We start from the raw sequence: 23,655 nt of genomic DNA, 5'->3' as shown, positions 1-23,655 counted from the left end.
GTCCATGGTAGGGCTCTAATTTAACTAGAAATAGTGATTATCTACATCCACTTGAATCATTGTGGTATCTATCTGGGGTATATCAATATGGGGAGCGGGTGTAATAGTTGCATCAGGTAACTCAGTATAAATAGTAATATTCCCTTTTAACTGCGCCTGATTTCCCGCTTTGTCATATGCATTAATTTCATAATCATACCCCCCATCTACTAATGGGCTTGCCACCGAAATATCCCATTGCCCTGACTCATTCGCTTTTTGTTCATAGGTATGACTATCAATTGTTAAAAATACTTTAGTATCAGGCTCAGTTATCCCACTGAACTTTGGCGTATTAATATTGGTTATATCATTACATTTTTCACTGATGCCAGTTATTACATCTAAGCTACCTGCAAGCTCAAGGACAGTGGTATCAACCGTCATTTGTCCTACCAGCGCCTTACTATTCCCCACCGCATCTTTGACTTCAATACGATAATCATAGGTTTTATCAATCAAGGTATCAGTTACAAATATCGTCCATTTTCCTTTTGCATCTGCCATCCCTTGATAAATTTTACCGTCAATTTCAAGCTCAATAGCTGCACCAGCCTCTGTGACCCCACTAAATTTTGGCGTATTAATATTCGTTATATTATCGCCTTTATGGCTTGAGTCAGTGGTGGCATCTAGCCCACCTAAAATTTCTGGCGCTTGAGTATCAACAGTAATTTTTCCGGTTAAATTGCTTGTCCCTAGGTTCCCCGCAATATCCGTTACCCTTATATGATAATCATGTGTACCGTCTATTAGTGGTTCTGTTAACGTAAAACTCCACTCCCCCTGTTTATCAGCAAGGATATTCTTGTAGATATCTTGACCCACTGTGATTTCCAAATAAGCACCAGGCTCTGTAATCCCAGCAAGAGTCGGCGTCGTCAGACAGGTTAAAATATTCTGTTCAATGGTAGAGTCCGTAGGGTTCACCGCACCACCAATAAGATATTCAGGCGCTAATGTATCAATCATCAATTGCCCTGAAACTTGGCCTTTAAGACCTTGAATATTATCAATCGCAAAAATCACATAATCATGAATACCTTCACTCAATTCAGTATTAACGTGAATTAACCATTCCCCTTTTTCATTAGCAATGGTTTCAAAAGCTGAGGCCACTTTATTATCAAACACTAATCGAATTGTCGCATTTGGTTCAGTCATGCCGCTAAATATCGGCTTATTTACATTGGTGCAGTTATCCCCCTGAATACCTGAGTCTGCCGTTAGCTCCCCCGTCGCCAAAGCGATAGTTTTTACCGTAAAATTGCCCGATATAGGTTGCATGCTAGTTTGGCCAAGAATGTCATGCGCTTCGATTTCATAAGAGTAAGCCCCCTCAGCCAGTGCTTCCTTATCCGATAGTTTAATTTGCCAGTTACCATCGTGGTCCGCGGCCGTATGATGAATATTTCCATTGATCGTCAAGCGTACTTGCGCGTTAGCTTTGGTTGTTCCACTAAATGAGGGTTGGCTAACATGAATAATTCCATCACTTGTTAGTGGATCGTCTAAGACTGCAGTTAATTCAGGAGGGGAGATGTCATAGACTAAATCAAATTCAAACTGCGTTTCACGACTAACTAAGTCCTTTGCACTAACCGATAATTTAATACTTTCACCATCCTTAATATCGACAGGAACAATGTCGTTGGGTAATTTTATTTGCCAACTCCCTTGGCTATTTGCCTTCGTTGTACCCAGTATTTTTCCATTTGCATCTTTGATGCTCACCAGACTCGCGACGCTTGTAGTACCCGTGAGTGTTAAGTCATTCTGGTTAAAAAGTAATTTGCCGTCTTTTTCAGAAATTAGTTGTTTACCATTCACTCCAAATTCAATACTTGGTGTCGTCTTACCGGACTCATCACTGAGCACTTTAATAATCACTTCATGCTCAGTTTTATTACCGGCGATATCAAATGCCGTTATTTTTGCCACATGCTCACCATCAGGTAACGCTAGCTCATTAGCAAACACCGTTTTAGAACCATTATATTTAGTTTGTAGCTTACTATGCCGAGTCGTTTTCCCATTCACGTTTATCAGGTAATAATCCATGTTTCCATGATAAGTGAAAACCAGTTTAGGATTGGTTACATTCGCAACTTGCGTCCCCGCATGAACCTGCTTATCAACAACATGAAAATCATTAAATGTTGGTGCCTTAGTCAGGATGTTGAGTGTCGTTTGCGCTGTCATAAGGCCACCATCATCTTGAACAAAGGTAATATGATAAATACCATCACCTTGAACTGGTACCTCAAAGTGCCACTCCCCTTTATCATTTGCTTGGATCGAGTAATTTTTACCATTCACCTTGGCTGAAATTATGCCACCTGGGGTTATTTTTCCTTTATAAACTGGGTGCTTATGGTTGGTATAATGATTTCCGTGTTGCCCAGAATCCGTATCTGGGTCCAGGTAAAACTTAAAATCACTAATTGTGACGAAAGAAGAAAACTCCCTTACCGAACCATAAACATCTTTAAATGTTAAGGTATAAGGTACTTCGCCTAAAGGAAGCTGAACATCATCGGGGACTTTAAAATCCCATTTTTTACGTCCATTCGTTAGCAGAACGTTATATTGTTTACCTCCTATCATTATAGAGGCCGAGAGTTCATCACGATCCGACGCCCCAGAAATCGTTCCCTGTAGCTTTGGCGAGCGGCTTGAACTCAGTGAACTATTGATTTCTCCGGTACTGCTCGACTCTGCGGCCACTTGAAATGTCACATTTAAAACACTGTCCTTGATTTGAATGCCTTTTTCTTCAATCGATTGCTCTGTCACTATTCCTGATGATGAAGTTGCAACCAACACCATTTGGTCAAGATCATAACGTCGATCAGCGACAAGAAAACCGGGAGGCAAACTAAAAGACCAATTTCCCTCGTTATCAATATTGGTAATGGGAAAAATATGCTCAACTTTCTTACTCAGTCTAAATTTAAACTTTAAACTTGAACCTGGGGTTACTTTTCCTGTAAAAGTTGCCTCTAAGTCATTAGTCGATTTATCACCATGAAATTTACCTAGGCTCCACTGTGAAGCCAAAGCCGCATTTATTATCTTTGGTGGATTATCATTTATCGTCAGCGTGCCTATTTTTTCGAATTGATTATCTGCCGTATCCGTAACAGTAATTTTATAATCACCAATAAAATCTTTCGGTAATTCATTGGGTAAAGCTAAATTCCAGAAACCATTGTTATCAACAACTGTTGAAGCCAATTCATTATTTAGTTTCAGGGTAATTTCACTCCCCGGTTCACTTTTTCCGGTAAATACAGGTTTACGATGTGCCGTAATAAAGTTTCCTTTGGTTCCGGTATCCGTTTCTGTGCTGAGTTCAATAGCTAATACGGGGGATATCGTATCAATAAAGATATTTCCAGAAATATCCTTTGTTTGCCCATTTGTCGGGTGCTCAGCCGTCACAAGATACGAGTTATTTCCTTCCGCAAGCTCTTTGGCTTGAATTTCCCAGTTTCCAGTCACGTTATCAGCGAATACAGAAAAGCGTTCATTCCCGATGATCAGTGTCACTTTAGCCCCCGCTGTAGCGAACCCTGTAAACTTAGGGGCTGTAATATTGGTGATATAATCACCTTTCTTTCCACTATCACTCGCAGCGTCTAATGTGGCGACAAGAATCGGAAATTCAGCTTCCCCACCTCCCACTGATGGGGGTTGATACGTGAAACTCTGACTGATTGTATCTTGGTTGCCCGCCGCATCCTCTGCGGTGATCTTGTAGTGATTATCCATACCGACATCTGCATCAACATCAAAAATCAGAGACCATTTTCCTTGGCTATCGGCATAAACTGTTTTAATTTGTCCTTTGAATTCAGCCGTAATTTTACTTTCGGGGTCAGCTTCGCCACTAATTTGTGGTCTTTTTAAATAAGTCACCGAAGTATTCGGGTTTTCTTGGCTTGCAGGATCTAAATGTGCGGTCAGTGTAATATTGCTATCGACAATGAACTGACCGTTGGATGTACCAACATTTCCAATGGTATCGGTCACACTCACTTGATAATCATACTTGCCGTCTTTATCCACCGCAGGCAACGTTATTTGCCACTGCCCGTCTTTGTCTGCAATGGTGCTGTACTCCTGCCCCGAAAATTGGATAACAACCGTCGATTGGGGTTTGGTGCTCCCTGCCAAGGTCACCGCTTGTTGTTGGGTGATATGGTCGCCTTTGAGCCCCGAGTCACTGCTTTCGGTCAGTGTCGCTTGTGCGGCGGGTGAGGTGGTATCGATATGCAGTATTTCACTGATTTTCTCACTATTACCCGCAATATCAATAACCTGCACCTTGAGTGAATGACTTCCTAACGTGAGTGGTGAGGTGATCAACACCAACCAATTCCCTTGACTGTCTGCTTGCGTAGAATATGTTTTTCCATCAATCGCGATGCTGATTTTGGCATTTGCCTCACTCAGCCCAGACAACGTTGGCGTCAATTGACTAGTGATAAAATCCGACTGGTTATTAAGCTGTAACGTCGTCGGGTGCAAGGTGGTTTTTATCTGCACAGACTCTGTAACCACCGCGCTATTGCCCGCCACGTCCGTGGCTTTCACTTCATAATCATAAACGCCGTCGGCGAGTATGTTTTGCGCCACTACCGACCATTCACCATGGCTATCCGCCGTCGTATTCAACTGCTGCCCGTCAATCGTCAACGCGATAAGGCTGCCTGCTTCCGCTTTGCCTGAAAAATGCGGGCGGGTCTCGTTGGTGATGTTATCGCCAATATTACCGCTATCCGACTGCGTATCTAGCTGTACCGATAGGCTATCCACCTGCGTATCTACGGTAAAATGCCGGTTGGATGTGCCAACATTTCCAATGGTATCGGTCACGCTCACTTGATAATCATACTTGCCGTCTTTATCCACCGCAGGCAACATTATTTGCCACTGCCCGTCTTTGTCTGCAATGGTGCTGTACTCCTGCCCCGAAAATTGGATAACAACCGTCGATTGGGGTTTGGTGCTCCCTGCCAAGGTCACCGCTTGTTGTTGGGTGATATGGTCGCCTTTGAGCCCCGAGTCACTGCTTTCGGTCAGTGTCGCTTGTGCGGCGGGTGAGGTAGTATCTACCAATAGACTCTGGATAAATATACCCTGATTCCCTACATTGTCTGTTACCGTAACGTTTAATACATGTGAGCCATCTGCTAGGTTATCAGTGATGGTGAGTGACCAATCGCCTTGCTCATTGGCTTTGGTGAGGTACTCTTTTTCAGCCACCTTAACGATAACATTGGAATTGGGATCTGTTTTCCCCGTAAGCGTTGGCTTGACTTTATTGGTCAAGAAAACCGCTGAGTCATCAAGCAGTACACTAGCATCGGGTTTTGATGTTTTGATGGTAACGCTCTCAGTGATGGTTTTTTGGTTACCCGCTGTATCCACTGCAGTAACTTGATAAGCTAGTACACCATCAGACAGTGGCTTCTCGACTGTAATTCGCCATACCCCTTTATCATCAGCAATTGTCGATAATGTTTGCCCTGAAATCGTTAGCGTTACCGAACTCCCTGCTTCAGCTTTTCCTGCAAAAGTAGGAACTTGCTTATTCGTTAGCCTTCCCCCAGTCGTTTCAATATCCGAATGCCTATCAAGGTTAACAGAGAGGTTATCAAGCTGAGTGTCCACTTCAAATTGACCACTCACGGTGACAGGTTTGCCATCACCGGAGGAGGCTACTAATGAATATTCATATATTTTATCTTCTAACGGTTCTGTGATTTTTAATGACCATTTCCCGTCTTTATCCGCGGTTATAGGGTACTTATGATCATTAATCGTTAGATAAGCCTGACTATCGAGAGAAACGACACCCATAAATGTTGGTGTATTAATATTCGTAATGTTATCGCCCTTTTTACCTGAGTCGGACTCTTCGCTTAATTTTCCCTGAATAAAAACCTGTGCCATCGGTTTAGCTATTTGGGGCGTTGCAGATGGTTTATTGGCAGACTGAGTGGATGATGATGAGGAACTTGTTGGCATAGCGACAGGTGCAGATGGTGGAGAGAAGGTTAAGTCGCTGTCTTCTACTGGTACTTTTTCTACTTTGCTTTTTTGATTTAGCTGTTTTTTCGCTTCAGCGAGCTTTGTCAGTGATGAGCTTAATAACACTTCTTTTTCATCTTTCTCTGAAGACAAGGTCTGAAGTGTCTTTTCTAATTGTTGATTTTTTTGATTTAATTCTGCCAATTTTTTACTGAAACTTTGTTCATCATCTTGCCGATTATCATCTTGCTGCTCGTCATCATCTATTTGTTTACTCTTATTTTTTGAGGCTTGATTATCTGCATATTCAACGATATCACTCGTTAATTGCTCTTTGATATAAACGGCATCGGCGCCCACATTTAAGGTTATTGAGGATAGAATTTCATCTTGTGAAAGAATCGCCCCCTGCTCAGTCGATAATGTCATATTGCCTAAAATAACTTCTGACAACCCATTTTTAATGTTCTCAATAGAGCCATCTGGCTTAGTGATAATTAAATCAAGTCCTTGAACTTTAAACTTTTGGATTTCTATATTTTTTAATTTATCTGTGATAGTTTTATCTTTCATGTTCTATATCATTATATTAATAAATGAGGTCATCAGCGAATACTCACATGCTGGCGTTAATAAAAACAATTATATCCATTTAATTAAAAATAAAACGCCTTCTAATATAATTTGGCCTGACATCCTTTCTTTTTGAGCTCAAATTCAAGTGAGTTCATTGCAATAGCGACTATAATATGAGCATGAATTAATAACGTTGTTTCTAAAATGAAAGAATCAGATATGGAAAACGATGACGATAGCTCTGATGAAGAACTCGCCCCAATGGTTGATGGGCTAAGTGGAACATTATGCATAATTATTCTAGTTTCTATGGTATTTATTTTTAGCGGAATGAAAACCGCAGAAACTTATATTCACTATGGAGAACTAAACTTTGAAAAAACAAAATTAGACATACCAAATAAACGAATTTATTTTAAAGGCGGCATTCATTTATCAAAAAGTGAAATTCCTTTAATAAAACAAGAAATAATTAAAAACAAAAGTAAAAAAATCATTATCAATGGTTATATCAATGATAAAGTCAGCCACAGTAAAGAAAAAAACATCTATAACCTTCTTTATATGGCATCACTAATTAAAAATCTGGGAATAAATAAAGAGGTTGTTCTAAAACAAGGAACAAGTGAACATTGCCCAGGTTGGAATTCATGTATTTATTGGGATTACAAATAACATGTACTATCTTGGATTATTTTTTTATGCTGCAACGTTTCTCGCTTGTTTTTTATTACAATCAGTACGTGAAATGGTTCAGCAATGTCTATTACTTGCTCCTGAAATAAGCTACACGATGATTGGGATTTATATTTACCCTTTAATTATCTTCTTATTTCATCGATTTTTTAATAAAAGTAAACAAAGCAACTATACATTGCTTTCAAACCAAACTAAATTATCTGCATCTGTCACGGTATCATTAGGGTTAATTGGAACATTTATTGGCCTAACAGGGATGATCACTGCTATCTCAGCATCACTTGGGGGAGAAGGTGATATCTCAGAAAAAATGAATGCTATGATTTCATCTATCTCAATGGCACTGAATTCAATGTCTTTTGCATTCTTAACGTCCATTCTTGGTGTTTCTATTTCAGTTTTGCTATTAGTTAGTTTGAATTTCTTTCATTTCTTTTACCAAAAAGAAAATAAAAAAACTGCACAACAGACATCTGTAAATTACTCAGAAGAACTTAATCACATTCAAGAAACCCTAAACAAATTACAGAAAGTGAATATTACTATAGCGCAAAAAATGATTTCTGTGACTGAAAGTAATGAACTTGTGACCGATATTTCGTCACACCTCCTAACTTTATCCAACACTGTACAAGACCACTTAGCCGTTTTACAGTCAATAAAAGACGCTGATGACGACTGGAAAAGAAAATTAGCGGTTTACTTATTAGAAGAAAAAATAAACAAAAGAAATGAAAATGAGAAAATATCAGAAGAAATATTAAAAATCGACCAAACTACGCAATGGCTAAAAGAAAACACCATTGAGAGCAGAAAGAAACTTTTAACCTTATTATCAATGGATTAAGTATATGCGCCCTATCACATTAGGTTTATTATTAACTTTACTATCAACAAGTTATAGTTTTGCCAATCAAGGCACAGAAAACTTTCAAACCTTTATTAACCGAGTATTAGAAAATTCTAATCCAGTTCAAATAAAAGCGTTAGAATTAGAGGCTGAAAACCTTAGAGCAAAACAGACAGATTATTATTATCTACCTAAAATATCAGCATCAGGAAAAACAAAAAGCCATGATGGGAGTACCAGTAGTCATATTACTGCCAGTTCATTAATCTATGACACTGCGTTAAGTCACCGGTTTAATGAGAAAAACTTGAAATTAAAAATTTCCGCACTTTCACTAAACAAAGAAAAAGAAGAACTTTACACCGCAACAACAAATAATTTAATTGGTATTTATTACCTCAATGAGCTAACAAAAACAACAGCTGATTTAAATAATAATGCTAAAAATATTTTCAAGCTCATTACTCACCGTTATAAAAGTGGCATAGCAAAATACAGCGATGTTGAGCAAGCCTCTTTGTTGATGCAACGGATTGAAACAGAACTACAGAATATAGAAAAAGAGATTGAACAATATAAATCAAATATTGAGCTTTTATCGGGGATTACCTTTCCTTCGAAAGGTGTACAAGTACCCAAAAATCTATTAAAAAAATTACAAGCAACCGTTATTGATAGTGAAAATGCACAACAAAATAATGAATATAACTTGCTGCGCATGCAAGCTGAGGCAATGAAAGAAAATGCTTATCAACAAAACCCATTCTTGAATGTTAATGTTATCGCTGAAGAACGATTTGTTGATCAAGTTAGAAGCCGTAACGAATCTTACATGGGAATGGAAGTTAAATTAAATATTTTTGACCTTGATAAAATACTGAGCGAAAAATCTCAACTAAAACTGTATGAAGCAACAAAAGGAAAAGCAGATTATAAATATAAAGAATCAACCGCTAAAATTAAAAATTTAAAACTAATTGCTAACTCAAATTCGACTGAACTTACAGGGCTGCATGCACAACGTAAGACTATGCGTTCAATAATTAATAGCCAACAAAGGGAATATGAGATATCACAGTCCTCTTTCTATGAAATGGTGAATACACTTTTTGATATGTTAACAATGGAAAGACGCATCGCTGAGTTAATGATTGCTGATATGAAAAACAAAATGGAATATATCCAATTAACAGGGAAGTTAACTGAAATTGAAACGTTATCTAAATAAACTAAATCAATTACCTAAAAAGGTGAAAATACTTCTCGGTATCACATCCTTATTTATTGGGTATATTTTATTAGCTAAAATCGAAATATCCTCTCCAGGAGAGGGAGTTATCTCAGGTGTCTCCAACCGACTAGAAATAGTCAGCCCAGCGTCTGGGTTTATTAACCAATTCGCGATAAAAACCGGTGATAAGGTCGAGAAAGAGCAAATTTTATTTTCCTATACGAATTTAGATGTCTTTCATCAAGAAAAAACATTAACCAACCTCGTTACATTTGCTAATGAACGTATTAATGAGTTAGAAGAAAATAAAAAATTGTTAAATAAGATCCTTGATGGAAGTATAAAAACAGAGTCTGAATATTTTTTCTTTGCGAAAGGGTTACAGAGTAAAACATTAAGCGCCTATAGAGAACTCTATGGCCACATTCTCTTACGCATGGAGATAAGCAATTTGCGAGATAAATATATCTCACAAATTAAAGAATCTAGTGAATTAGAAAAGCAGATTAACATTCTGAAAAAAAAAGATTTATTATTAAAAAATGCAAGAGCTCCTGAAATTGAAAAACTCAATAATAACGCTGAACTCAGCCGTACCAACGCACTGATGACATCAGGAGAATTAAATGCTCAAGGGCTATTACGAGAAATCTCACTGCTAGAAAAAAAATATACTGCGCGGCTTATCGGTGAGATCCAAGAAAATGAAACTCTCCTTCATCGCCTGAAAAAAGAGAAATTAGAAAACAGTGGGCAGATGGATTTACTGCGCAATAAAATAAGAGCGAATAGTGTGTTATCGCCAGCGAATGGTGTGGTACTAAGCATCGAAAAAGATTTAGAAAAAGGTTCTTATGTTGAAGCTTCTAATTTAGTGATGGTAATTAAAAAACAACAGGATACACGAGTCATTGAAGGTAAAATATTAGCGAAATATCGTCCTTTTATCGCACCGAAACTGCCAGCAAAAATTGTGGTAAATTCCCCCGGATTTAAAAAAATCATTAGCGGAAAGGTCACAAAAATTAGCGCTGACTCCTTCACTGACAGAGAACGAACCAACCAAGAACGCTATTATTCAGTACAAATTACACCTGAACAAAATACCGAGCTTCTTCCAGAGCATGACGGCTTACCGGTGATGCTCTATATCTCAAGTAAAGAGATTTCAGTATTTCATTATTTAACCGCATTAGTTAGCGATAACATGACATTTAACGTTTGGTGACCCTATGTTAGGTTTTATTTCTGCATTATCTGCTGCTGTCGCAACCATGACATTACTCATGGCCGTACTCTTAGCCAATGTGTTATCGAGTACAATGGCAGCTGAACAAAATAAAGGTAAAACTGCATTTATCGGAATTGATGACAACAATACTGAAACTTCCTCATCTATAAATAACGATAGTAGCGATGTAGATGGCAATGGCAATGGCAATGGCAATAACATAGTGAAATCATTAATGTTTAGCCACGATACCTTGAAATTAATTGTTAATAAAAAAGTTAAATCTATTGATGTTTATTGCAGTTATGGAAATAACATATCTTTTGACGCCGCAATGACCTACACCATCTATAACACAGTGTTAATTAAAAAAAACACACCTAATGTACACATTAAAGCATTAAAGCCGGTTGAAGATAATCAAGGGATTAACGCTTGCTTCCTGAAGAGTGAAGAAAATGAAAGAAAGTAATTTCCATGATGTTATTAATCAATATTTCAAGATATTAGGAGAACCATTTACCCCTCCAACACTCTCGTATGACAATAAATATATACTAAATAATATAAACGAATTTATTGATAATGATTTTTTCAATTATCAATATGTTTCTATTGTAGATTTTAGTGAAAGAAAGCTACCAGCACTGTTTATTATGGAGATAACTGATGGAAAATATATTATCATTAAAAATCATCGAGGCCAGCTAACCAATCTAACAACCGATTCTGCGATAACACATCAACTAATTGAAAATAAACATTTATTTTCATTCTCTGCACGTGAAAACATGCTCAATGAAGCGAATATATATAAATCATTGATTAAATTAACACCAAAATCAAATTTATTTTCACTACCTTTAATCGTATTTGCACTATTATTGCCTTTATATTCAAACCTATTTAATTCCCGACTCGTTTATAGCGAGTCCATAAGCTCAATCTTATATATTAGTTTTATTTTCATTGTCGTTATTGGTTTAGAGTTTTTTATTAAACACATTATTCATGAACAAAATATAAAAAAAACAAAGCTTAATATCAGCATTTTTAATCGTTATTTTGTTAACCTATTAAAACAATCTAGCTGTAAAAGTGCTTCAATTAAGGTAAGAACAGCAGAAGCGTCAATCTTACAGATATGGGAAATTAAACCACAAATTATTTATGATATTGGGTTAGCCATTTTATTTTCATTTTGCATTATTGGCATGTTAGGTTTTTATTCATTATTGCTATTGAGCTATTATGCTGGGCTTATCTTTTTATGTCTTCACGTCCGCTTTCTTTCCTACAAAAATATGCTGAGAGCTAATGCCTTAAACTATGAAAAATCAGCCATGTACTACTCATTAGAACAAAAAAAACATGAACTTTGTTTTGCCAGAGATGATCATTTTAAGCAGTACATCAGTATAAAAACTAATGAAGATGAAAAAATAAAATTAAAACTAAGCGAGGCCAATCACCATTGGATGGAAATTATCAAAGTAAATACGTTTTTATCCATGATCGTAATGTACATAGCTAGCTATTTGGCTATCGGTGAAGGGAGTTTAAGCTTAGCTTCCGTAATTGCCGTCATGATCATTAATGGTCGACTTTCTGGTGCAATCACAAGCGCGATTAATCGCTTATTTATCGTAAAAACGCACCTATTTCATATCAAATCCAGTATTGATCAGTTAAAAAACAATCAGTTTATTCATTTCAAAGTAGATGGCATAACAACAGATTCAATAACACATTTTAGTGCAAAAAATCTTAGCGTTAGTATTCATGGTAAAACGATTATTAACCCGCTCAATATTGAAGCCAAACCCGGTGATGTCATCGGTATTACGGGTATTTCAGGAGTAGGAAAGACATCATTAATGAAAGCCTTATGTGGAACTTCAGAATACTCATCAGGGGATATTACAATCAATGGTATTGGTATCGATGAAATTTCCCAATCCTTTTTAACCGAAAAAATTGCCTACCATAATGGTATTTCAGCATTCATTCATGGCAGCATTCGTGACAATTTTAATTTCTACGGTGTATTTGATAACAGTATCATTGTTCGACTAACCAAATTATGTTGCCCGAATTTACTGATAAGTAAAGAAACATTAGACGATACACTCGTCACTGACATCGCCGCCTCTACCGGGGAAAAACAAAAGTTACAGCTCGTCCTTGCTCTATTAAAACAACCTGACATGCTATTTTTAGATGAATCAACATCATTTATGGCAACCTCTGATGCACTTTCATTCTTACAATTAATGAAACAAGAGTTTAAATTAAACAAATCAATTATTTTCTTTTCTACTCACGACTTAGGGTTAGCCTCATTTTTTACAGCACATATTGAATTATCATCGGGTCACGCTAAACGCATTAACTCCCCACAGCATCACAATGAAATTGTTATTCCTAAAATTAGCTTGAGCTAATAAAGCAAAACGCCCACTTAATTGTGGGCGTTTTGCTTAAGTTTTCATTCAATGAATTTAACTTTGGTGTGTTTTTATGAACCGTATTACAAGAACATAAAGAACACCATACCAACGATTGCCCCTGTCGTACCAAGGATAGTTTCCATGACTGTCCAAGTTTTTAAGGTTTGCGCTTCTGTCGCCCCCGTAAACTTGCCATATAGCCAGAAACCAGAGTCATTCACATGGCTTAAGATCAATGAACCGCCTGAGATACAAATCGCTAAAGCCGCCAGCTGTGCTCCTGAGTAACCTAACTCACTGATAACAGGGAGTACCAAGCCTACTGCAGTTAAACATGCAACAGTGGCAGAACCTTGAATAACTCGTACTGCACCAGCTAATACAAAACAAGCAACCGCAATCGGTAAGCCAGCACCAATTAAAGAGTCACCTAACGCAGGGCCGACACCTGAATCCACTAAAATTTGTTTAAATACACCACCAGCACCCGTCACCAGTAAAATGATCCCAGCGGGTTGAATCGCTGCAGAACAAACTGCCATGACCTTTTCTTTATCCATACCATAACGGAAACCTAGGCCATAAATCGCCAGTAAACACGCTAGCAGTAATGCGGTGAAAGGATGACCGATAAACTCTAACCAATGCTCAAGCGTGGTTCCTTTTTCAACTAAATGTGTTCCGATGGTTTTTAAACCCACTAATACCAATGGGAAAAGCACTAAACACAAGCTAAATCCAAAGCTTGGCATTCTGCCATGTTCTGTATTTGGCGCTTGGTAATCTGCTGGAATATCAATATGAACAAAGTTACTGATAAATTTACCAAATAAAGGTCCTGCTAAAATCATGCCTGGGATAGCAGCACACAGACCAATTAAAATCATCCAGCCATAATCTGCGCCCATTTGTGATGCAACCAACATTGGGGTTGGCCCCGGTAATAAGAACGCTGCTGCAGCGGCAACCCCTGCAAATAATGGGATAGCAAGACGAACAACGTTATGGCCAGTACGGTTCGCTACCGCAAACACCACTCCGATTAACAAGACAATCGCCACATCAAAGAAGAGCGGTAATGCACAAATCAGCCCTGCAACACCGACAGCATAATGTGCATTTTTTTCACCAAACAGGTTAAGTAACTTATTCGCTATCTGGTCTAATGCGCCTGTTTCATGCAGAATTTTACCGAACATAGCGCCCAATGCTACGACAATGGCTAAGAAGCCGAGTGTTCCTGCCATTCCTTTTTGCATGGTTTCAGTGATCTGTTGAACAGGCATCCCTGAAAATAGACCAGCTCCGATTGATACGATCATTAATGCAACAAAAGCGTGCAACCGTGCATACATGACTAAAAATAAAAGTAAAACGACCGAGCCAACAGCTGTTAGCACTAAGGTTAACGTGCTAAGCGTTTCGACTGAGTTCATGATTTCTCTCCTGCGACAATTTGTTTAATCGTTGAGCAGGTATTACCGATGACATCTTCAAGTGTTTGGCGAATATCAACAACATGAACATCAGTTTCTGCTGTAGTTGGTTCTTCTAAAGTAGCAAATTGAGTTTTTAACATTTCAGGTTTGAAGAAGTGCCCTTTACGTGCTTTTAATCTTTCTTCAATGACAACTGAATCTCCTTTCAAGTAGATAAAAAATAAGTTTTTATTATCAACTCTTAAAATATCTCGATATTTTTTCTTCAGTGCTGAACAGACCACTAAAGAAACAGAATTGGTTCTCTGCATAGCAAAAATCGCTTGGTTTAATGCTTCCAACCAAGGTTGGCGGTCATCATCATTCAATGCATGACCCGATGCCATTTTTAAAATATTTGATTTAGGGTGAAGAAAGTCACCATCAAGGAAGACAGCTTGCAGTTGCTGTGCGACACCTGTGGCAACAGCAGACTTACCACTACCCGATACCCCCATTAAGACAAATGTATAGTTTTGTTTTTGGGTATCATTCATCGGAAACTCCTCAGATATTCACTATTGTCCTGGCTTTAGTTAAAAACCGGCATTTGTTACCGGTAACAAGTTACGGGTAACATTATCATCAGTGCAGATTTATTTAGCAATCAAATTGGCGAAGAAGAGAACAGATCTGTGATAGTTATCGCAATAATATAGAGGGTGCCAAGATATGAGTTTTTAATAATTTGAAGTTCAACAAATAAAGCTATCGTAAATAATTCACACTACGGCGCGAAGTATGACGGATAAAGCTACCCTAAATAATTTGAATTAATAACTCGCATTATAGCGTGCTCTTTATCCTAAATAATTCGTGTTGTAGCTAGACGCCAATCGAGCTAACCTCTGGGAGCATACATAAGTATGTGACTAGAGTTAGCAAGTGCGGGCAACGACGCTACGGCGCGAAGTATGACGGATAAAATTAGATACTTTCGCCAGTAAGGACAGAAAACCCTACATCAAAATGCGTCTCGACAAGCTTCTTACCAGACATTCTTGCCAACAAAACTTCTGCCGCCTTACGTCCCATTTGGTCTCTTGGCGTCAAAATACTTGCCAGTTTTGGGGTCATCACTTGCCCTACGTCATGGCCATGAAAGCCTGAAATAGCAAGGTCTTGTGGAATTTGAATTCCTAGACGTTGACACTCAAAAATCGCCCCTATCGCCAAGTCATCATTGGTACAGAATAAACCGTCGGTATCTGGGTATTTAGCACGGCAATCGTGCAGTAGTTGGGCGCCTAGCGAATATGACGAGCTAGCTTGTGTCATCACATTACGAGGCTCCAGATTTGCATCGAGCATGGCCTGCTCATAGCCCTTTAAACGAATAAAAGTACGCTCATCATGCCTTGCCCCTAAATACACCACTTTACGGCAGCCACGCTCAATCATCGCCTGGGTCATTTGGCGGGAAGCTTCAAAGTTATCGATACCCACTGCGATATCTAAGCAAGGAGAAACGCTATCCATAATCTCAACAACAGGGATCCCCGCAGTTTTCAGCATACGTAATGTGCGTTCAGTGTGTGTTCGTTCGGCTAAAATCACACCATCAATATTATAAGAAAGTAGCGAGGTCAGCCGCTCTTCTTCTTTTTCTGCTAAATAACCATAGTGAGCAAGCATGGTTTGGTAACCATGACGATCTGTTACCGCTTCAATTCCACGGATGACTTCGGCAAAAACTTGGTTAGTCAAAGAAGGCAGTAGCACCCCAATAGCATGACTGGTTGAATTCGATAAAATATCGGGCGCCTTATTCGGAATATACCCGGAAGCCTCCACCGCTTGAGCAATTTTATCACGCAAAGCTTCTGAAACCTGCTCAGGGTTTCGTAAAAAACGGCTCACCGTCATTTTTGTGACGCCAACTTGGTCGGCAACATCCTGCAAAGAAGGTCTTTTTTTCTTCATAAGTTCAAAGCGATATCCAATTCGTTAACGATAACTATGTTCTGCTATCTATTAATGGATAGCAATCTTTGTTACTGATTTACATCACATAAACATCGAATTTTCTGAGCACGGCAACTTTTATGGTTGACTCTCTATCATGACTCCGCTAATTTTCGCGTTATATAATTATTATCATAACGAAGCAATAAAATTAGATTATGGCAATCAATCGTAGGCAGTTCCTTAAATCCAGTGCAGCGCTGGCTATTTTTTACAGCTTACCGAGCTTTGCACAAACTCGCCTAGCCGTTGAAGCTGCCATATTTGGAAAACTCCCAGCACCAAAAAATATTCACCGAGTCATCAGTTCAGGTCCTCCTTCCGACTTACTGATGTTCGCATTAGCTCCTGAAAAGATGGTGGGTTTCGCCTCTATTTCGCTGAAAAAAGGGCAAACCGGCCTTTTTGCACCACAATGGCTTGAGCTGCCTGTTTATGGCCGCTTAGCAGGCCGTGGGAGTACCCTTTCTCTTGAGCAGCTGCTGTCTTATAGCCCAGACCTGATCATTGATACTGGAAACATTGACGAAACTTATCGCTCACAAGCTGAAAAGGTCGCCAAACAAACTCATGTACCTTATTTATTAATCGCAGGTGGGTTAAAAGATTCACCTCAACAACTTACACAACTAGGTGAAATTTTAGGCGTTATCCCGCAGGCTCAAACACTGAGCCAACTCGCTCAACGCTATATTAATGATGCCACTTTATTTGCCAATCAAAACCAACAGAAATCGCTGAGTTTTTACCTTGCAAGAGGAGCAAAAGGTTTAGAAACTGGCGCTAAGGGCTCAATTCATACTGAAGCAATTGAAATACTCGGTTTACGTAATGTGGTTGATATCCCTAATTTCCATGGCCTGACTACGGTTTCTATGGAGCAATTATATCAATGGAACCCTGACATCATTATAACTCAATATGACGAATCCATTGAATTAATGACAAATTCCACATTATGGAAAGGTCTTGATGCCATCGCCAACAACCAATTATTACTATTTAGTGGTATGCCATTTGGTTGGTTAGATGGGCCTCCAGGCGTTAACCGTCTATTAGGAATGAGACGCCTACAAAGCCATTTTGATAAAAATATTGCGGCGAATATTAAACATGATATTGCTGAGTTTTTTACTCATTTCTACCATTCATCATTAACGGCGCAGCAAGTTGATTTGCTCATGGAAAAATCATGAATGATGTACTGAGACAAGGAAGAAGATCCCTTTTATTAATCATCATTTTATTAATAAGTTTTATTATAGCCTTAATAAGTGGTAAGTACTCACTTACATTCAATGAGCTTTATCATCTATTTGTCAGCCAGTTATCTTCTCATAGCGAGTTGAGCAACCCGCGCCATGAAACCATTTTCTGGCAAATACGATTTCCTCGCACGTTAGCCGCTATTGTCATTGGTGGAGGTCTGGCTATTGCTGGTGCTGCTTATCAAGGTATGTTCCGTAACCCATTAGTTTCCCCTGATATTTTAGGCGTTTCCGCCGGTGCTGGCGTGGGTGCTGTTATCGGTATTTTCTTTGGCCAATCCTTATTTTACATTCAACTGAGCGCATTTATTGGTGGGCTAATCACCGTCTCCTTAGTCTGTTTTATTGCTCGATTAGCGCGGCAGCATGATCCTGTTTTATCCTTGGTGCTGGTCGGTGTTGCCATCAGTGCACTATGTGGTTCTGCCATCTCCTTAATGAAAATTCTTGCAGACCCCTACACTCAACTGCCTTCCATTACATTTTGGTTGTTAGGTGGATTGTCATCGATTACCCAAGCTGACCTAGTCTCCGTGTTACCGATGATGGTTATCGGTATTATTCCGTTATTATTATTACGCTGGCGAATGAATTTACTCAGTTTATCGGATGAAGAAGCCAAAAGCCTTGGGATCAATGTCAGTTTAACTCGTGCTATCTTCATTGTTTGTGCCACTTTACTCACGGCAAGTGCGGTTTCTATTGCGGGAATTATTGGCTGGATAGGCTTGATTGTGCCACATATCACTCGAATGATAGTGGGCGCTAACTTTCGCTATCAGCTCCCTGCATCACTGGCAATTGGTGCTATTTTATTACTCATTACAGATACCTTAGCACGGACTATTGCGGCAATTGAATTACCCATAGGCATTTTAACCTCTGCAATTGGCGCCCCCTTCTTTTTGGCTATTTTGTTACAGACAAGGCGGGTGAAATGAGTATTTTGTCTTTGCAAGAGGTCGCTATTGGCTATCATGACATATCAATCATTGACAGTATTAATCTTTCGTTACCTAAAGGTGAGATTAGCTGCTTATTAGGCGCCAACGGCTGCGGTAAAACCACGTTAATGAAAACTTTACTGGGATTATTACCGGCAATTAAAGGTAAGGTCTGGCTCAATGGGCAAGAGATTCAGAGCCTTAAACCACGCGAAATCGCCAAAACTGTCGCCTATGTTCCCCAAGCTCATGATACCCCCTTTACCTTCACGGTACTTGATATGGTTATGATGGGCTTAACACCGCATATTTCATTGTTTTCGGTTCCTAAAGAAACAGAAAAAAATTTAGCCTATCAACAACTCAAGCATCTGAATATCTTACATTTAGCAACTCGCCTATACAGCACGCTTAGTGGCGGAGAAAAGCAATTAGTATTGATAGCAAGGGCTTTAATACAAAAACCATTACTTCTAATTATGGATGAACCTGCCGCTAGCCTTGATTTTGGTAATCAAATTCGCCTACTGGAGCAAATCGAAAAATTAAAATCTCACGGTATGACAATTTTGATGTCAACTCACCATCCACAACATGCCGCAGCCATTGCTGACAATGTTATTTTGCTTAATCAACAGCAAAAAGCGAGACAAGGGTTACCAAAATGTATGTTAACACTTACTAACTTGTCAGCCCTCTATAATGTGGATAAACATAGTATTCAAGCTCACTTTCAGCTTCCATCAACGTTTTTTAGTTAAGGTCAGAAGCCATGTTAATCAATCAAATCGATTTTGCAAAAATGTACCAGCAACATATGCAACAAGCTCAACGAAGCCGTAAAGAACCGGAACATTGGGATAAAAAAGCACAACAAATGGCGCAAACTTGCGCTAACCCTTATGACCCATATTTAGTCCAATTTCGTGAGTTAATGGATTTAACAGGTGCTGAAACGCTGCTTGATGTAGGCTGTGGTCCTGGCTCCATCAGCCTGTGCCTTGCGAATGAATTCAAAGATGTTATTGGTATTGATTATAGTCGTGGCATGCTTGAGATGGCTGAACTGCGCGCAAAAGAACTCGCTATTCACCATGCACGCTTTGAAGTACTCGCATGGGAAGATGATTGGAGTTCATTGCCAAAAGTGGATATTTCAGTGGCATCGCGTTCAACACTCGTTGATGATTTAAAAGCCGCTTTACTCAAGCTCAATCGCCAAACAAAATTACGGGTTTACACCACTCATACCATCAACCCAACATTTATTGATGAACACATTATTCGCAAGATAGGCCGCGAAGTTATTCGTTTGCCAACCTACATTTACGCCGTGAATATTTTGCATCAAATGGGCATTAATGCGCGCGTTGATTTTATCAAAAGTCCTAAGAAAGGTGGGTTTGATAGCTTTGACACTTTCGCTGACAGCGTCAATTGGTCTCTTAAAAATATCACCCCAGAAGAAACCGCTATCTTACGTAAGTACTATGATGAGCAAACGGCTTTAGGTAAAACAATCCATTATCCATCCAGAGATTGGGCAATGGTATCTTGGGATGTGGTTGATGAATCGGAACTGACATTATGATTTACCTACCCGATACATTAATCGACCAACTACTGCTAGATGACATTCAATACGGTGACCTCACCACACGGGCACTCGGCTTGCACTCTCAAATGGGTGTAATAACCTTTACATCCAAATTCGGAGGTTGTATCAGTGGGCTGATTATCGCCAAACGCATGCTAGAGAAACTGGGGATCACTTGTGATTGCCACTTTCAAGATGGCCAACTTGTTGAGCCGCAAAGTGTTTTAATTTCTGCCACTGGGCCGATTGAAGCCTTGCATCAAGGCTGGAAAGCGGTGCAAAACGTGCTTGAATGGTGTAGTGGTGTCAGCCACTACACCCAGCAAATGGTCAGTATTTTGCGGCAATATCAACCGGATGGGCAGCTTGCGTGTACTCGAAAAACCATTCCTCATACCAAGCCTCTTGCCTTAACTGCGATTTTGGCAGGGGGCGCTATTATTCATCGAGCTGGCAGCGCAGAAAGCATTTTACTGTTCACCAACCATCGTCAATGCCTTGAAAATCTAGATGATTGGTCAAGCCATATAAAAACACTGCGCCAAGCAGCCCCAGAAAAAATGATTATTGTTGAGGCCGATAATTACGAGCAGGCCATTCTTGCAATCAATGCACAAGCCGATATTGTACAACTCGATAAACTGCCCATTGAAAAAATTCAGCAATTACAAGAACTCACTAAGCAACACCACCGACCTTGTCGGCTATCCATTGCTGGTGGAGTTAATTTAAAAACAATAGAAGCATTCGCGCAAACTGGTGTGTCACTCTTAATTACATCAGCGCCTTACTACGCAGCACCGCGAGATATAAAAGTGAAGATTTTTAAGCAGTAAGCTAAGAAGTTAGCGTCAGAAAAACCGTTCGTAAAAACAGCCTACCCCGTAGGCTGCATCCACCTATGGTTAATGACGCATATCGTTGTATAAAAAATAATATATCGTTATTTACAAAACTGGAAAGACATAATGAAAATAAAACAAATTACCTATTGGATTGGGATGGCTTTATTCACGACACAGGGCTACGCAGCCTCACCTAACACTGAAAAAAATACCGATGTGATGTCCGTTTGGAGCACCCCGCTTGCCGCTGATGCTAACATCATCACAGAAAACCAAATGAAGCAGTTGAATAAAACAAACGTCGCACAGGCGCTGAGTACCATGCCAGGAGTTTCTATTCAAAAATCAGGAAACCGCAATGAAACTCAAGTCAATGTACGTGGCTTTGATAGCCGCCAAGTACCTATTTTCTTTGATGGTATTCCAACTTACGTGCCTTATGACGGTACACTAGACCTTGGCCGTTTTATGACTAGTGAGCTAGCCAGCGTTGAGTTATCTACCGGCTATACCTCTCTATTACAAGGCCCAAACCTGATGGGCGGGGCTATCAACTTAACCACCGCCACGCCTCAAAAATCCTTTGAAGCCAATATTAGCTTAAACCAAGGTTTTGCCCGCGGTGCAGATAACGCCCACAATATCAGCGCACGTTTAGGGGGTCGTAACGATCTCGGTTTTATTCAAGTCAGTAGCAGTCAATATAAGCAGCGCTTTATGGGAATACCGGGTTCAGAAAATAATAACCCATTAGCGGGTAATAATGGCCGTCGCCCGAATTCAGCAACTGATGATAAACGTATGATGGTGAAAGTAGGCTGGACACCACGAGAAGCAGATGAATACGTCGTGACTTATTTAAAACAAGATGGCGATAAAAATAGCCCACCGAGTGTGACAAATAGCAAGCCTCAAATTTGGCAGTGGCCTGCTTATGACAAAGAAAGCATCTATTTCAACGGTACAACCCAAGTCACCGACGATATCGCCTTACAGAGTCGCCTATACCACGATACATTCAAAAATACGCTTCATCAGTATAAATCTGTTAAAGATTACGAAAAAGGCCTTTATAACTACAGCCGTTACGATGATTACAGTAACGGTGCTGACATGCGTGTTGACTTCACCGTACGTGAATTAGATATGCTGTCATTTGCTGCACACTGGAAAGAAGACGTCCACCGTGCACGCGCCAAAAGAGATGCCCCATTCGACCGCTATAAAGATAATACCTATTCTATTGCTACCGAATATCAATGGGTTGCCATGGATAACTTAGATATTATTGGTGGTATTGGCTATGACTGGCGCAAAAGTGCTGACGGTAAGCGCTATGATTACAAATCTGGTGATTTTGAAAAATACGATGGTAATAGCCAACATGCGTTCAACTGGGAAGTCATGGCTCGCTACCACTTAGCGAATGAAGATACCGTGCAGTTCTCAGTTTCAGAAAGAAGCCGTTTCCCAACGCAGAAAGAGCGTTATACCAAAGAAAAAATGAAAAGTGACGACACCTTCATCATTAACCCACATATCGATACTGAGCGTGCTCTTACCTATGATTTGACTTACAAGGGACACATCTCCCCCACTTGGTCATATACTTCAAGTCTCTATTATAACCATGTAACTGATGCCATTATGGCACATCGTGTTGGTACTAATCAGGATGGAGGTTATATACTCGAAAATCGTAACAGCGGCAAAGTTGACTACTTTGGGATTGATTTAGGGACTAACGGGCAAATTACCGATTGGTTGGAAGCGGGTTTAAGTTACGGCTACATTCATGCTGATCCAAAACACTACAGCGTTAAACATGTTGCTGAATTACCTACCCACAAAGCCTTCGCTTGGGTGAAATTTACCCCTTATGAGCCATTCAGCATTACTGTAGCCGAAGAAGCAAGAAGCTGGGCCTTTAATTATGTCGATGCGGATAGCAAGGTGCGTGGATATGCTAAGACTGACCTACGTTTAGATTATGATTTTGGACAAGGGATATCTGTTAATACATCAGTTAATAACTTATTCGATAAGTCATATGAATATACTAATGGATATATTGAAGAAGGCCGTAATTATTGGTTAGGTATTGAATATAAATACTAATCTAAATATATTAGGCAATGACTTTAATCATTGCCTAATAATATATAAATAAAATAAGATTAATCTGTGTCCCGCAGAGATAATTAAATATTGAACTAAGTACAAATAACTAGGAACACTCTTAAAAAAGAACATCCACACATCACATTGGAATTATTTAGATTAAAGTATTGTTTTTACGCAAAATTTACCAAAAACACAGACTTCACCGCCTAAAAGTTATTTTTATATAGCTTTTAATTCCAATCAGGGTGTCGATTCAATAAATTTGCTAATTCATTACAAAAAAGCTCACCTCACAATACTTGCAGTTAATTGATTCAGT

16 protein-coding genes are annotated in these 23,655 nt (G+C 39.2%); 12 read left to right on the top strand and 4 right to left on the bottom strand.

Features of this window, described 5'->3' with window-relative positions; all coding sequences use genetic code 11:
- Positions 1-24: 24 nt before the first annotated feature.
- Positions 25-6,651: an Ig-like domain-containing protein gene (locus PSF28_RS16680; protein WP_272685388.1), complete on the bottom strand. Its 6,627-nt coding sequence runs from the start codon at positions 6,649-6,651 to the stop codon at positions 25-27.
- A gap of 222 nt (positions 6,652-6,873) precedes the next feature.
- Between PSF28_RS16680 and PSF28_RS16675 the strand changes: the two genes are divergently transcribed.
- Genes PSF28_RS16675 through PSF28_RS16650 form a run of 6 tightly spaced genes read left to right on the top strand, consistent with a single transcriptional unit; the run spans position 6,874 to position 13,109 of the window.
- Entirely contained in the window at positions 6,874-7,329 is a 456-nt protein-coding gene (locus PSF28_RS16675) for a hypothetical protein (protein ID WP_272685387.1), read from the top strand.
- A 1-nt stretch (position 7,330) separates the two neighbouring features.
- A complete protein-coding gene (locus tag PSF28_RS16670; protein ID WP_198642011.1) occupies positions 7,331-8,200 on the top strand; it encodes a hypothetical protein in 870 nt (289 codons plus the stop codon).
- Positions 8,201-8,204: 4 nt separating this feature from the next.
- On the top strand, positions 8,205-9,431 hold the full coding sequence (locus PSF28_RS16665; RefSeq protein ID WP_210839322.1) for a TolC family protein: 1,227 nt from the start codon (positions 8,205-8,207) through the stop codon (positions 9,429-9,431).
- On the top strand, positions 9,412-10,662 hold the full coding sequence (locus PSF28_RS16660; protein ID WP_210839320.1) for an HlyD family efflux transporter periplasmic adaptor subunit: 1,251 nt from the start codon (positions 9,412-9,414) through the stop codon (positions 10,660-10,662). The genes PSF28_RS16665 and PSF28_RS16660 overlap by 20 nt, the downstream gene beginning before the upstream one ends.
- Positions 10,663-10,666: 4 nt before the next feature.
- Positions 10,667-11,137 carry a hypothetical protein gene (locus PSF28_RS16655; RefSeq protein ID WP_272685386.1) on the top strand — a complete coding sequence of 157 codons (471 nt, stop codon included), beginning with the start codon at positions 10,667-10,669 and terminating at the stop codon, positions 11,135-11,137.
- Positions 11,124-13,109 (top strand): ATP-binding cassette domain-containing protein, encoded by a 1,986-nt coding sequence (locus PSF28_RS16650; RefSeq protein ID WP_272685385.1) that lies wholly within the window; start codon positions 11,124-11,126, stop codon positions 13,107-13,109. Before PSF28_RS16655 ends, PSF28_RS16650 begins: the two co-directional genes overlap by 14 nt.
- Before the next feature lie 86 nt (positions 13,110-13,195).
- Here PSF28_RS16650 and gntU read toward each other — a convergent pair whose 3' ends face one another.
- The 3 genes from gntU to gntR form a co-directional block, all read right to left on the bottom strand.
- On the bottom strand, positions 13,196-14,551 hold the full coding sequence (gene gntU, locus PSF28_RS16645) for a gluconate transporter (RefSeq protein WP_210839314.1): 1,356 nt from the start codon (positions 14,549-14,551) through the stop codon (positions 13,196-13,198).
- The gene (gene gntK, locus PSF28_RS16640; protein ID WP_272685384.1) at positions 14,548-15,090 is read right to left on the bottom strand and encodes a gluconokinase; all 543 of its coding nucleotides are present in this window, start codon (positions 15,088-15,090) and stop codon (positions 14,548-14,550) included. The genes gntU and gntK overlap by 4 nt, the downstream gene beginning before the upstream one ends.
- A gap of 430 nt (positions 15,091-15,520) precedes the next feature.
- Positions 15,521-16,516, bottom strand: a complete 996-nt coding sequence (gntR, locus tag PSF28_RS16635) for a gluconate operon transcriptional repressor GntR (RefSeq protein ID WP_004915189.1) — start codon at positions 16,514-16,516, stop codon at positions 15,521-15,523.
- A 200-nt stretch (positions 16,517-16,716) separates the two neighbouring features.
- On the opposite strand from gntR, the gene PSF28_RS16630 reads away from it, so the two are divergent.
- The 6 genes from PSF28_RS16630 to PSF28_RS16605 all read left to right on the top strand — a co-directional run bounded on the left by PSF28_RS16630 (position 16,717) and on the right by PSF28_RS16605 (position 23,330).
- The gene (locus PSF28_RS16630) at positions 16,717-17,754 is read left to right on the top strand and encodes an ABC transporter substrate-binding protein (RefSeq protein WP_272685383.1); all 1,038 of its coding nucleotides are present in this window, start codon (positions 16,717-16,719) and stop codon (positions 17,752-17,754) included.
- Complete coding sequence (locus PSF28_RS16625; RefSeq protein WP_272685382.1) at positions 17,751-18,767, top strand: FecCD family ABC transporter permease; 1,017 nt, start codon at positions 17,751-17,753, stop codon at positions 18,765-18,767. The genes PSF28_RS16630 and PSF28_RS16625 overlap by 4 nt, the downstream gene beginning before the upstream one ends.
- On the top strand, positions 18,764-19,531 hold the full coding sequence (locus PSF28_RS16620; RefSeq protein WP_272685381.1) for an ABC transporter ATP-binding protein: 768 nt from the start codon (positions 18,764-18,766) through the stop codon (positions 19,529-19,531). Before PSF28_RS16625 ends, PSF28_RS16620 begins: the two co-directional genes overlap by 4 nt.
- An 11-nt stretch (positions 19,532-19,542) precedes the next feature.
- Positions 19,543-20,361 carry a class I SAM-dependent methyltransferase gene (locus PSF28_RS16615; RefSeq protein WP_272685380.1) on the top strand — a complete coding sequence of 273 codons (819 nt, stop codon included), beginning with the start codon at positions 19,543-19,545 and terminating at the stop codon, positions 20,359-20,361.
- The gene (gene modD, locus PSF28_RS16610) at positions 20,358-21,203 is read left to right on the top strand and encodes a ModD protein (protein ID WP_272685379.1); all 846 of its coding nucleotides are present in this window, start codon (positions 20,358-20,360) and stop codon (positions 21,201-21,203) included. The genes PSF28_RS16615 and modD overlap by 4 nt, the downstream gene beginning before the upstream one ends.
- A gap of 132 nt (positions 21,204-21,335) precedes the next feature.
- The gene (locus PSF28_RS16605; protein ID WP_272685378.1) at positions 21,336-23,330 is read left to right on the top strand and encodes a TonB-dependent receptor plug domain-containing protein; all 1,995 of its coding nucleotides are present in this window, start codon (positions 21,336-21,338) and stop codon (positions 23,328-23,330) included.
- The last annotated feature ends 325 nt before the right edge of the window (positions 23,331-23,655 follow it).

It is taken from the genome of Providencia sp. PROV130 (assembly GCF_028482225.1).
GTDB lineage: Bacteria > Pseudomonadota > Gammaproteobacteria > Enterobacterales > Enterobacteriaceae > Providencia > Providencia rettgeri.
This window is presented reverse-complemented; position numbering and strand designations above follow the sequence as displayed.

Coding starts and splice junctions, on each gene's coding strand:
- PSF28_RS16615 (WP_272685380.1), top strand. CDS start 19,543: ATGTTAATCAATCAAATCGATTTTGCAAAAATGTACCAGCAACATATG.
- gntK (WP_272685384.1), bottom strand. CDS start 15,090: ATGAATGATACCCAAAAACAAAACTATACATTTGTCTTAATGGGGGTA.
- PSF28_RS16625 (WP_272685382.1), top strand. CDS start 17,751: ATGAATGATGTACTGAGACAAGGAAGAAGATCCCTTTTATTAATCATC.
- modD (WP_272685379.1), top strand. CDS start 20,358: ATGATTTACCTACCCGATACATTAATCGACCAACTACTGCTAGATGAC.
- PSF28_RS16650 (WP_272685385.1), top strand. CDS start 11,124: ATGAAAGAAAGTAATTTCCATGATGTTATTAATCAATATTTCAAGATA.
- PSF28_RS16665 (WP_210839322.1), top strand. CDS start 8,205: ATGCGCCCTATCACATTAGGTTTATTATTAACTTTACTATCAACAAGT.
- PSF28_RS16675 (WP_272685387.1), top strand. CDS start 6,874: ATGGAAAACGATGACGATAGCTCTGATGAAGAACTCGCCCCAATGGTT.
- PSF28_RS16620 (WP_272685381.1), top strand. CDS start 18,764: ATGAGTATTTTGTCTTTGCAAGAGGTCGCTATTGGCTATCATGACATA.
- gntU (WP_210839314.1), bottom strand. CDS start 14,551: ATGAACTCAGTCGAAACGCTTAGCACGTTAACCTTAGTGCTAACAGCT.
- PSF28_RS16630 (WP_272685383.1), top strand. CDS start 16,717: ATGGCAATCAATCGTAGGCAGTTCCTTAAATCCAGTGCAGCGCTGGCT.
- gntR (WP_004915189.1), bottom strand. CDS start 16,516: ATGAAGAAAAAAAGACCTTCTTTGCAGGATGTTGCCGACCAAGTTGGC.
- PSF28_RS16680 (WP_272685388.1), bottom strand. CDS start 6,651: ATGAAAGATAAAACTATCACAGATAAATTAAAAAATATAGAAATCCAA.
- PSF28_RS16655 (WP_272685386.1), top strand. CDS start 10,667: ATGTTAGGTTTTATTTCTGCATTATCTGCTGCTGTCGCAACCATGACA.
- PSF28_RS16605 (WP_272685378.1), top strand. CDS start 21,336: ATGAAAATAAAACAAATTACCTATTGGATTGGGATGGCTTTATTCACG.
- PSF28_RS16670 (WP_198642011.1), top strand. CDS start 7,331: ATGTACTATCTTGGATTATTTTTTTATGCTGCAACGTTTCTCGCTTGT.